Here is a 436-nt window from a genome sequence, read left to right on the forward strand (position 1 = left end):
GTCGTACTCTTTGGCAAGGTCGCGGCACGAGATCAGGAACGCGTCGCTGCAATGGTGCGGGATGGTGGGCGCGAGGGCGAGGTGGACCATCTCGAACGGCCAGTTCTGCAGCGCCTTTTCCATCTGCTTCGTCGTCGCTTCCCACGGGCCGAGCTTGAAGCTCTCGACCTCCTTCTGAAGCGCAGGCGGCAGGCGATCCATCAGGCCGGGAATGGCCTCGAAGAAGGAGAGGTCGGCCACCATCGGTGCCAGCACGCAACGCATGCCGACCTCCTCGTAGGCCTTGGCCATCGCCGACAGTCCTTCGACCGACGGCAGCGGGAACTCGGCCGCGAGGTCGTAGGCCGCGGTGCAACCCTTCAGCACCATCTCCGCGGCGCCGATCATCGCCGACAGATACTTGTCCTCGAGATTGCGCCCGGTGCCGGTCCACTGG

The 436-nt window shown here is 65.4% G+C and carries 1 protein-coding gene; it reads right to left on the reverse strand.

Going from position 1 to position 436, the window contains the following annotated elements:
* Positions 1–436 (reverse strand): amidohydrolase family protein (locus tag JG676_RS08175; protein ID WP_200217922.1); only part of this gene is annotated, 436 nt, incomplete at both ends.

Source organism: Campylobacter sp. 2018MI34, assembly GCF_016598975.1.
Classification (GTDB): Bacteria; Campylobacterota; Campylobacteria; order Campylobacterales; family Campylobacteraceae; genus Campylobacter_D.